Origin of the sequence: Streptomyces sp. H27-H1 (assembly GCF_026627445.1) — a bacterium.
GTDB lineage: Bacteria > Actinomycetota > Actinomycetes > Streptomycetales > Streptomycetaceae > Streptomyces.
Window position 1 is genome coordinate 95,565 of the sequence record NZ_JAPNLJ010000028.1, and the last position, 10,030, is coordinate 105,594.

The 10,030-nt window shown below is 73.0% G+C and carries 10 protein-coding genes and 1 tRNA gene; 3 read left to right on the forward strand and 8 right to left on the reverse strand.

The annotated features are described in order from the left end of the window. Nucleotides 1–204 precede the first annotated feature (204 nt). Entirely contained in the window at nucleotides 205–1,440 is a 1,236-nt protein-coding gene (locus tag OTB20_RS27000; protein WP_267821313.1) for a M6 family metalloprotease domain-containing protein, read from the forward strand. Nucleotides 1,441–1,550: 110 nt separating this feature from the next. Here the strand turns inward: OTB20_RS27000 and OTB20_RS27005 are convergent. The 4 genes from OTB20_RS27005 to OTB20_RS27020 all read right to left on the reverse strand — a co-directional run bounded on the left by OTB20_RS27005 (nucleotide 1,551) and on the right by OTB20_RS27020 (nucleotide 3,503). Then, nucleotides 1,551–1,624 (reverse strand) — tRNA-Lys (locus OTB20_RS27005). Nucleotides 1,625–1,642: 18 nt separating this feature from the next. Then, nucleotides 1,643–2,197, reverse strand: a complete 555-nt coding sequence (locus OTB20_RS27010; RefSeq protein WP_420716494.1) for a bifunctional DNA primase/polymerase — start codon at nucleotides 2,195–2,197, stop codon at nucleotides 1,643–1,645. A 121-nt stretch (nucleotides 2,198–2,318) separates the two neighbouring features. Then, a complete protein-coding gene (locus OTB20_RS27015; protein ID WP_267821315.1) occupies nucleotides 2,319–2,657 on the reverse strand; it encodes a hypothetical protein in 339 nt (112 codons plus the stop codon). A 276-nt stretch (nucleotides 2,658–2,933) separates the two neighbouring features. Next, nucleotides 2,934–3,503, reverse strand: a complete 570-nt coding sequence (locus OTB20_RS27020; RefSeq protein ID WP_267821318.1) for an NADPH-dependent FMN reductase — start codon at nucleotides 3,501–3,503, stop codon at nucleotides 2,934–2,936. A gap of 143 nt (nucleotides 3,504–3,646) precedes the next feature. Here OTB20_RS27020 and OTB20_RS27025 point away from each other — a divergent pair, with 143 nt between their 5' ends. Beyond that, a complete protein-coding gene (locus OTB20_RS27025; RefSeq protein WP_267821320.1) occupies nucleotides 3,647–4,129 on the forward strand; it encodes a MarR family winged helix-turn-helix transcriptional regulator in 483 nt (160 codons plus the stop codon). A gap of 1 nt (nucleotide 4,130) precedes the next feature. Here the strand turns inward: OTB20_RS27025 and OTB20_RS27030 are convergent, their stop codons facing one another. From OTB20_RS27030 to OTB20_RS27045, 4 genes are read right to left on the reverse strand one after another with little or no spacing between them, the layout of a single operon-like run. Further along, entirely contained in the window at nucleotides 4,131–5,465 is a 1,335-nt protein-coding gene (locus OTB20_RS27030; protein ID WP_267821322.1) for an AAA domain-containing protein, read from the reverse strand. Then, nucleotides 5,462–7,042 carry a hypothetical protein gene (locus OTB20_RS27035; RefSeq protein WP_267821325.1) on the reverse strand — a complete coding sequence of 527 codons (1,581 nt, stop codon included), beginning with the start codon at nucleotides 7,040–7,042 and terminating at the stop codon, nucleotides 5,462–5,464. The genes OTB20_RS27030 and OTB20_RS27035 overlap by 4 nt, the downstream gene beginning before the upstream one ends. Then, entirely contained in the window at nucleotides 7,030–8,220 is a 1,191-nt protein-coding gene (locus OTB20_RS27040) for a hypothetical protein (RefSeq protein WP_267821327.1), read from the reverse strand. The genes OTB20_RS27035 and OTB20_RS27040 overlap by 13 nt, the downstream gene beginning before the upstream one ends. Beyond that, nucleotides 8,156–9,106 carry a phosphatase PAP2 family protein gene (locus OTB20_RS27045; protein ID WP_267821329.1) on the reverse strand — a complete coding sequence of 317 codons (951 nt, stop codon included), beginning with the start codon at nucleotides 9,104–9,106 and terminating at the stop codon, nucleotides 8,156–8,158. Before OTB20_RS27045 ends, OTB20_RS27040 begins: the two co-directional genes overlap by 65 nt. 147 nt (nucleotides 9,107–9,253) lie before the next feature. On the opposite strand from OTB20_RS27045, the gene OTB20_RS27050 reads away from it, so the two are divergent. After that, nucleotides 9,254–9,850, forward strand: a complete 597-nt coding sequence (locus tag OTB20_RS27050; RefSeq protein ID WP_267821331.1) for a histidine phosphatase family protein — start codon at nucleotides 9,254–9,256, stop codon at nucleotides 9,848–9,850. Nucleotides 9,851–10,030 lie beyond the last annotated feature (180 nt).

Sequence of the window (10,030 nt, forward strand, 5' to 3'; positions counted from 1 at the left end):
TGATCGTTTCCGCACGACTGTGAGCGTGCGACGGCCACTGCTGATCTGACCTGACCAGTCGTGACTTTCCGTAGGTGAATGTGCGAAACCCGGCGTCACCGGCTTGCCCTAGCGCTCACTCGTGTGGGGCAGCGGAACAGGGCATTAGTAAGACAATCGCCCCAAAGTGGATGAAGAGGTACGAATCCACCACCGGAGGTCGATGTGCCGCGACAGCAGACACTCGGGGGAGTGGACCGCTCCCGCATGCGAACCACGGCGGCGGCGCTCACTTCCCTGACGGCGCTCGCCGCCATGTCGCTCGTCGCGGGACCCGCGGTCGCCGCACCCGGAGCCGGACCCTGCACGCTGACCCGTACCGCGGCCCACCACTCGCTGGGTCTGGACAGCTGGAACGGCGCCTATCCCAGGCCCGAGCGCACGCTCAACGCGGTCATGGTCTTCCTCTCCTTCCCCGACCACCACACCACCCTGACCACCGAGCAGCTCACCGCCGACTACTTCCCGGCGACCAGCGACTTCTTCGAGCGGGCCTCCTACGGCCGCTTCCGGCTGGTCCCGCACCCGCAGAAGCAGTGGATCGAGATGCCGAAGCCGTCCGCCGCGTACGGGATACAGCGCGACTGGGCCCCCGCGGACCGGGCGGCCTACCTGCGCGACGCGGTGGCCGGAGCCGATCCGGCGGTGGACTTCAGCCAGTACGACGTCGTCTACTTCGTCGCCGACCCGGAGGCTCCCGGGGTCGACTCCGATGCCACCAAGGTCGTCAACTTCGAGCAGCCGATCAGGGCGGACGGCGCCGACCTGCGCCGGATCGTCACGGTCTTCGAGAAGCACCCGCCGGACCGCAATGTGCTGGCCCACGAGACCGGGCACGTCTTCGACCTGCCGGACCTCTACCACCGGCCCTCGGACGGCAAGGGCGACTGGGACACCTACGTGGGCGACTGGGACGTCATGGGCAGCCAGTTCGGCATGTCCCCGGACCTCTTCGCCTGGCAGAAGTGGAAGCTCGGCTGGCTGGACGCCTCACAGGTGGACTGCGTGGGATCCGGCTCCTCCCTGCACACCCTCCAGCCGCTGTCCGCGGCCCCGCCCCCGGGCGGTACGGGCGGCACCCGGCTCGCGGTGATCCGTACGGGTTCCGGCAGCGCGATCGCCGTCGAGGCGCGGGGCTCCGCGGGCAACGACGGGGACACCTGCACCGAGGGGGTCCTCGTCTACCGGGTCCGCAACGAGGCGTCTTCGGGCGGCGGGCCGATCGAGGTCGTGGACGCGCATCCCGACACCGAGGCCTGCTGGGACCGGTCGGTGTACCCGCCGCTGGCGGACGCACCGCTGGAGGTCGGGGAGACCTTCACCGTGCCGGGCGAGCGGATCACCATCGAGGTGGCGGACCGCACGCAGTCGGGCGCCTACACCGTGAAGATCACGCGGTAGAGGTAGAGGTAGAGGTAGAGGTAGAGGTAGAGGTAGAGGTAGAGGTAGAGGTAGAGGCTCGGCCGCACACGAAAAAGACCCCCACTCGCGTGGGGGTCTTTTTCCGTCTGTGCGCCGCCAGGGACTCGAACCCCGGACCCGCTGATTAAGAGTCAGCTGCTCTAACCAACTGAGCTAGCGGCGCTTGGTGACGAGCAAGACATTAGCACCCCGACCGGGGATCGGAAAAATCGATATCCGCAGCTCGGGTGGCACGGACGAACGCCCACAGCAGGGCCTCCGGCCCGGGCAGCCAGGGCAGCCGCGTATCGGGCGCCACGAGCCAGCGCGAGGGCCCCCCGGCGGCGGCCAGCGGGGGCACGGTGACGGCGTCGCCGCGGCCGTGGCAGAGCGGGGCGGGCACGGGGGCGCTCCATTCCTCCCAGGCCAGCAGGGCCGGGAGCCGGTGGGCGGTGCCGGGGGCGGCGAAGAGCAGGGTCCGCCCGCGGTGCACGGCGGCCGGACCGGAGCCGGGGCCTTCGGCCCAGAGCAGGTCGAGCATCCGGCGCCCGAGGACGAGGGGGACGTTGACGACGTCGAAGGCGGTCCCGCAGGGCAGCACGGCGGGCGCGGTGGGCCGAGCCTGCCAGGCGGCCAGCGTGCCGCCGGGCTGGGCGGACGCCGAGGCCAGCCAGGCAGCGCCGGCCGGGGTGACGTGGGTCGCGGAGGCGGTCGTCGTCCGCACGTCGAGCGCGGGACAGCCGGTCAGGGTCGTCATGCGTCCAGGTCTACCCGCGGTAGCCAACCGATCTCCGGGAGTTACCGAAAACCGGGACAGGCCGGGTAGCGCTGGGGTATGTTGCGCACCGCATATGCCAGAGGTCGCGGCGGGGGTTCCGTCAGGCGCCCTCGGGAGTGGTGCCGCGCAGCAGGGACTCGCCGAACTCGATCATCTTGCGGGCGTAGTCCTCGGTCCACTCGGCCTGCTCCGCGACCGCCGCCGGGGACAGGCGGTCGAACCGCCGCGGATCCGCCAGCTGCGCCGCCGCCACCGCCTGGAACTCCACCGCCCGCTCCTGGGCGGCCCGGAAGGCCAGGGTCAGCTCCGTCGCCCGGACCAGCAGCTCCCGAGGGTCGTCGATCGATTCGAGGTCGAAGAAGTGCTCCGGGTCCGTGACGGTCTCCGACGGCTCGAAGAGCAACTGCGCGGGCCGCAGCCTCCGCTCGGGCTCTGCCATGCGTGTCCTCCTGCTGCGCGTGGGAAAAGCGGCCGACAAGCTATCGGACCACCGTCCATTGTCCAGCTTCGCGCAAGGGCGCCCGAGGGTCCCGGCGCAGGGGCGGGAACACGCGTACGGCCGATGGTGCGTACGAGGAGCCGAATCAGTTCCGTGACGGGTGTGTCGAGCAGGTGATCGGGTGCCGCCGTCATGTGCTCCGGGGCGGCGCCACACCGATCACGGGCGTACGGCCGCGCGGGCGCGCCGCATGCGACCGGCCGGCGGGGCCGCCCGTCACGCGCCGACCGGCGCCTTCGCCAGGGCCGCCACCTCGTCCAGAACGGCCGTCAGCTCGCCCGCGAGGCCTTGCGGCGCCAGGAATCCGTCGGGCGAGATCAGGTCGGTGATGCCGGGGACGGCCACCGAGGACTCGGCGGGCACCATGCCGACGGCCCGCAGCACCGGTCGCAGCATCCGGCCGGCCGGGGCGCCGCCGCTGCCGCCCGCGCTGTAGGAGACCAGGCCGGCCGGCTTGCCCTGCCATTCGCGGTAGAGGAAGTCGATGGCGTTCTTGAAGGGGGCGGTGAATCCGCCGTTGTACATCGGCAGGACGAGGAGGAAGGCGTCCGCGGAGTCGACCAGGGCGCTCCACTCCCGGGTGTGGGGGTGGGTGTAGATCCCGCTTGAGGCGTATTCGGGCTCGTCGAGGAAGGGCAGGGCGAGGTCGCCGAGATCGACGGCGGTGACCTCGAAGGCCCCGTGCTCGCGAGCCCGGTCGGCGACCCAGCGGGCGACGGGGCGGGCGGCGGAGGTGGGGCGGACGGAGGCGGAGATCACGTGCAGGTGGATCGGTTGGGAGTTCACGGCGGGGGCTCCTCGCGGCCTGGGCGATGTTGTTGACGTGTCACCTATTGAGTGACGCCCATGAAACCGTGAAGTTGGATGACGTGTCAACTATATAGGTGACGTGTCACTTACAGGTCCGGACTCAGGTCTAGACTCCGGACATGACCGAGAACGAGAGCGGGCCGCGCTGGCTCAGCACGCCCGAGCAGGAAGCGTGGTACGCCTGGCGGCGAATGTTTCCGCTGGTCAACGCCGATATCGCGCGGGACCTGACCCAGGACAGCGGGCTCTCCGAAGCCGACTACGACGTCCTGTCCGTCCTCGGCTCCACCGACGGCCACCGCATGCGCATCAGCGCCCTCGCGGTCCTTATGCGGTGGTCCCGCAGTCGGCTCTCCCACCAGCTCACCCGCATGGAGCAGAGGGGCATCGTCCGCCGCGAGGAAGTGGCCGGTGACGGACGCGGCGCCGAAGTGGTGCTCACCGAGCAGGGCGTGACCATGATCATGACGGCCGCCCCGCTCCACGTGGAATCCGTGCGCCGCCACCTGATCGACATCCTGACCCCGGAGCAGCTGCGCACCTTCGCCGAGGTGGGCGAACTGCTCCGGACCCGCCTCGGCGCCCCGCGCAAATCCCGCTGACTCAGGGCTTCCAGCTCACCCGGTGTTCCGCCAGGTGCGCGAGCACCGAGTGGTTGGCCTCCCAGCCGTCCGGGAACTTCATCGTCACGCCCAGCTGTACCGGTTCCGACGACGGGTGGGCGTCCAGGAGCTCCGCTATCCCCGCCCGGGCCACCACCACGCAGGCGTGCCGGTGCCGTGAGGCCAGTACGCACAGCCGGCCCGTCTCCAGGTGGAAGGCGGTCGCGTCCGGTCGGCCCGACAGGGGGTGCAGGACCACCGTGAGGTCGTACTCGCGGCCCTGCAGCCGGTTGGCCGTGTCCACCGTGACCCCCAAGACCCCGAGCGCGGACAGCGCCCCCCGGACCGCCGCCGCCTGGTCCCGGTGGGCGGTGCCGACCGCGATCCGGTCGGCCGTCAGCGGGGACGGGCCGCCCGGCTGCTCGTCCACCGTCACCGCACCCCGGTCCAGCGCCCGGCGCACCACCAGGGCCACCGCCCGCACCGCCTCCGGGTCGGTCCGGGGCGTGTGCCGGGCCGGCAGCTCCAGCAGACCCCACCCCGACTCGGCGGCCTCGTCCAGCACCCGGTCGGGGCCCGAGCCGTCGCCCGCGACCCCGTAGGACATCCGCCGCTCGCCCGGGCCCGTACCGCTGCGGAACTGCGTGTACGGGTAGAAGGCGCGGGAGACCAGCGGCGCGGCCGAAGCCGGCAGCCGCCAGGACACGGGCAGCCGGTGCTGCGGCAGGTCCGGGTTGTGCGCGAGGAGGGTGGACACCGCCGACGCCGAAGGGTCGTAGGACAGGCCCGCCCACTGCTCGGCCCCCACCACGCTGAAGGGGTCGAGCTGCCCCGGGTCGCCCACGAACAGCGCCCGGTCGAACAGCCCGGCCACGGCCAGCAGCGCGTCCGAGCGCATCTGGTACGCCTCGTCCACGATGGCGTGCTCCCAGGGCTCCACGTCCTTGACCCACGCCCACTTGGCCGCCGTCGAGATGGTGACGGGCAGCCCGGCGAGGTCGGCCGGCTTCGCCGAGAGGACCACCGAGTCCAGCTCGCGCAGGGCCGGATCGTAGGCATCGCCCTCGCTGCTGTGCAGCCGGCCCACCTTGAGCTCCGGATCCTTCGCGTGCAGCCGCAGCACCAGGTCGTCGACCTGCGCGTTGGTCTGCGCGACCACCATCAGCCGGCGCCCGGCCGCCGCGAGGTCCCGGGCCGCCCGCACCACCAGGGTGGACTTCCCGGCCCCGGGCGGGGAATCGACGACCACGCCCCGGGCCCCGCCGTGCAGGGTGTCGCGCAGGATGGCGTCGGTGGCCCGGCCGGCGGCCGCGCCCGGATCGAAAGCGGTGCTCACAGGAGGTCCTCGGCGGTCACGGGGTCGGGCAGCGGCAGCACGCGGGCGTCGCCGGTCAGGTGCGCGGGCGGGCCGCCGTGGGTCCACGGGGTCTGCTCGGGGTCCGGCAACTTCGGGCCGCCGCGCGCGTCGTGCTCGAACAGCGTCCAGCACACCCGGTCGCCCTTCTCCGGCACCGAACCCGGCTCCGGGTCCTTGCCGCGGCCCATTTTGTCGAGGAGGCGCAGCACGAGCCGGCCGTCCTCCTCCCAGCGCACGAACTGCGCGCTCTGCGGGCGCCCGTCCAGCGAGCGGTACACCTTCGCGCCGCCGTCGGTGAGCTGCGGCCGGTCCTCCGTGGCCACCGTCACCAGCGGGCGCGGGCTCGGCCGCTTCGACTCGGTCCACTCCATGAGCACTTCGGTGACTTCCCCGGCGAAGGCCTCGCCCGCGAGTCGCCGGCCCGCCATCACCAGGGCGTCGTCCAACGCCTCCTGGGCGTCGAGCCGCACCTGCTCGGTCTCCCGCGTCGCCAGCTTCTGCGCGGCCGTCACCGCGTCGTCACGGCGCGGCTGCGGCGGCTCGCCGGCCCGGACCCGGTCCCGGTGGCCGGTGTACGACCAGCGGTCACGGGTCCAGCGCTCCTCGGCCCGCTCGCCGGCCGGCAGCTCGCGCAGCAGGTCCAGCGCCTGCCACGTCGCCCACCAGGTGTTCTGCATCTGGGCCACGACGAGCCGGTGGATCGCCTGCTCGGCGAACCGCGGACCGTCCCCGTCCCGGGGCTCGGTCACCCGCGCCGCGTCGAACTTCGCGATCGCCGGGGCCAGCAGCTTGTTGTCGAAGGCCGGATCGGTGGCGGGACCGGCCGGCGGGAGCAGCAACTGGCCCTCCCCGTCCCGGCCGAGCTCCGCACGCAGTGCCCGCTCGGCGCCGGAGGTCCCCTCCGGCGGGTCGATCCACGCCAGCAGCGCGCCCAGGTGCTGGTCCTCCAGACTGCTCTGGCCGGTCGCCCAGTGACGGGACAGCAGGTCGGTCGCCGACAGCAGCATCGAGGAGCCGGGCACCCGGGAGCGCTCGGCGAGGTGCGTGAACCAGCGCCCCAGCAGCGGCACCCGCGTGGGCACCGGATACGGGTTCTCGGGGTCCTCCTCGGCGGTCCGCCGGAACCGCATGGACCGCCCCAGCAGCCGTACGTACTCGATGCCCGCGCGGCTCGGCACGATCAGCTGCGGCGCGTCCAGGCACAGCTCGGCCTCCACCTTGACCCGCTTGCCCGTCTCCGGGTCGGTCTCGGTGCGCTCCACCGGCTCGACGGCGTCCGCGTACCCGTCGATGTACGGCACCACGTGCCCGGCGAGCTCCGCCAGGAACTCCCACCGCATGTCCCGGTCGCGCGGCTGCGGTATGACCAGGATCCGCGGCTCTTCCCGGTCGGTGCCGAACATCGCGCCGAGCGGAGCCCCGGCCTCGCCCGCCGTCGTCAGCGGTACGAAGACCAGTGGGCGCTCGCTCAGATGCCGGTGCCGTACGGTCGCCAGCGGCTGGGCCCGGCCCGCGCGGACGGCCTCCAGCCGGGCCAGGGTGCTCAACAGGGACATGCGGAGGCCTCCGTGCGGACGCGGGCGGGGGCCTGCTCCAGCGCCTCGGCGCGCAGCCGGGCGGCGTAACGCAGCGCGACCGCGGTGGGGTCGTCCGGGTCGGGGGCGGGGCCGCAGCCGCCGCCGGCCGCCGCCGCGAGAGCGGCCCCGACGGTGGTCAGCGCGCCCAGCTCGCCCCGTACGGAGCGGCCCAGCGCGGTCACCTCGTCGGCCCCGCGCGCCCGGCCCCGGCAGTGGAAGGCCAGCTCGCAGGCGGCCAGGCACTCGGGGGCGTAGGAGGCGGACACGGCCGAGACGGCCTCGGTCAGCTCTTCGGCGGAGCGCTCCGGATCGAAGCTGAGCCCGGCCGGCAGGGCCTCGGCCAGTTCCTCGACCCGGGTGAGCCGCTCCAGCTGGCGCCGGGTCACGGAGCGCTCGCGGCGGACGTCGACGGGGGCCGCGGTGGGCAGGTTGGAGAAGTCCTTGGGGCAGACGAGCAGCACGGTGTGCCCGACCTCGGCGCCGGCCACCTTCGCGGCCGTCGTCTCCAGCGCCAGGACGTAGACGGTGGCCTGGCGGGCGGCGGCCCCCACCTTCGCGGCGTCGGCGGACCCGTCGATCACCGGGAACGATTTGATCTCCACCACGGTCCAGCGCCCGTCGGGGTGCACGACGACCGCGTCCGGCTCCAGGTAGGCGGGGGAGCCGGCCACCTCCAGCGCGAGCATGGGGTGGTCGAGCAGGGTCCAGGCCCCGGCGGCGGTCGCGTCGCGCAGCGCGAGCGCGGTGCGGGCGGCGCGGCCCTGGGGTCCGGCGGCGGTGAGGTCGGGCGTGAGGGCGTCCGGCCCGGGTGGCTCGGCCGCGCCGCCCGGCCCCGCGCCGAGGTGCTCGTACACCAGCCGCAGGAGTTCGGCTCCGCCGTCGGCCTTGACCTTGGCCTCGAAGGAGTTCCCGCGCACGATGGCGAACTGCGACTGGCCGAAGGCGGCGGGTGAGCCGAGGGCCGCCGCGAGGACGGTCTTGTCCACGCCGGCGCCGTCGAGCAGGGCGCGTCTGCCGCAGCCCGGGTTGGCGGCGAGGGCCGCCAGCGCGCGGGCGTCGAGCGGGCGGGGTGCGACGGCGGGGCCGCGCAGGTCAGCGAGCCGTTGCCGCAGAGTCTTCGGGGGCGGCGTCGCCGGCTGCGTGGTCCGCCACGCCATCGGCTGCGCCGTCGGCCCGGGGGACGGCGGCGGGGTCTGCGGCGGCTGACCGTTGGACGGGTAGGAGCTCACCCGCGGAAGTCTCCCATCCGCCACCGACAATCGTGGACTTACCACGGAAACCGGCTGTTCGGGCGATAGGCGGGAAGGACCCGGCGGGCGCGCTGGGACCGGCGGGCAGGGCGCGGGCGGCGAGGTAGCCGGCGCCCATCACGGCGGCCCCGGCGACGGCGTCGAGGAAATAGTGGTTGGCCGTTCCCATGACCACGAGCGTGGTGACGGCGGGGTACGCGGCCCCGAGCGCCCGCACCAGGGGCCGGCGCGCGCAGCACCACAGCATGACCCCGCACCACAGGGCCCAGCCCACGTGCAGGCTGGGCATGGCCGCGAACTGGTTGGTGAAGGAGCCGAGCCCGCGCGGGGCACTGGCCTCCCCTCCCCACCAGCCGTAGGCGCTGTACCGGGCCATCGTGTCGGTGAACCCGTACGAGGCGTCGAGCAGCCGGGGCGGGCAGGTGGGGACCAGGGCGAAACCGACGAGCCCGAGGAGGGTGGAGGTCATCAGCCAGCTGCGGGCGAATCGATACTGCCGGGGGCGGCGCCGGTAGAGCCAGACCAGGACCGCCGGGGTGACGAGGTAGTGCAAGGAGGCGTAGAGGAAGTCGGCGGGTATGCCGAGGGCCGCCCGGCGGGTGAAGAGGCGGTTGAGCGGCCGCTCCAGGTCGAGGGCCAGCAGCTCCTCCAGGCGCAGGATCGCGAGCCCGTGCTCGACGGCCAGCTGGGCATCGCCCCGGACGAGGAGTCTGCCGCCCGAGTACGCCGCGTAGACGAGTCCCAGGAGCAGCAGTTCGGCCCACCAGCGCGGAGCCTGCCGCCTATTAGTCATACGGCCTATGACGTGTGTGAAGAGACAAGGGTTGCGTGCCGTTCATCTGATGGATGATGGAGCGACGACGCAATCCCCGCAAAGCCGTGCGAATGGTCGGGGCCGTCGCTGTGCCTCCATCTCGCCCCCTCGACCGGGAGAACTCATATGGCCCCCCGCATCCTGCTGGCCCGCCACGGCCAGACGGCGTGGTCCCAGCTCGGCAAGCACACCGGACGCACGGACGTGCCCCTGCTGGAGGAGGGGAAGCGAGGCGCGAAGCTGCTCGGCGAGCGCCTCGCCCGCGATCCGTGGGCGAGCCTGCGCGGACTGGAAGTGCGCACCAGCCCCCTGGTGCGGGCCAGCGAGAGCTGCGACCTGGCCGGCTTCGGCATCCAGGCGGAGCCGTGGGACGCGCTGATGGAATGGGACTACGGCGACTACGAGGGCATGACCCCGGCCGAGATCCAGGCGGTCCGGCCCGGCTGGCTGATCTGGCGCGACGGGGTCCCGGGCGGTGAGTCCCTCGCGGAGGTCTCGGCCCGCGCCGACGAGGTCGTCACCTGGGCCCGCTCGGCCGAACGCGACGTCCTCGTCTTCGCGCACGGCCACATCCTGCGCACCCTGGCCGCGCGCTGGCTCGGCTTCGAGGCCTCCTTCGGCGCCCGCATCCGCCTGGACCCGACCTCGCTGTCGGTCCTGGGCTGGGCGTACGGGGCGCCCGCGCTGGAGCGCTGGAACGATACGGGCCACCTGGACGCCTAGTGCTGTGACCGGAAAGGTTCACCGCGTCGCGGCATACCTTTCCGGCCATAGCACTAGTAGGACTCCGTTAGGTGTGGTCTGGTCTTGTGCGTTCGCGCTGGTGGCGGGGTTTGGGTAGGGGTCGGTGGCAGGTGGTGCAGACGCCGGTCCAGCAGTTCAGCAGGCTCTGGATGGTGTCCA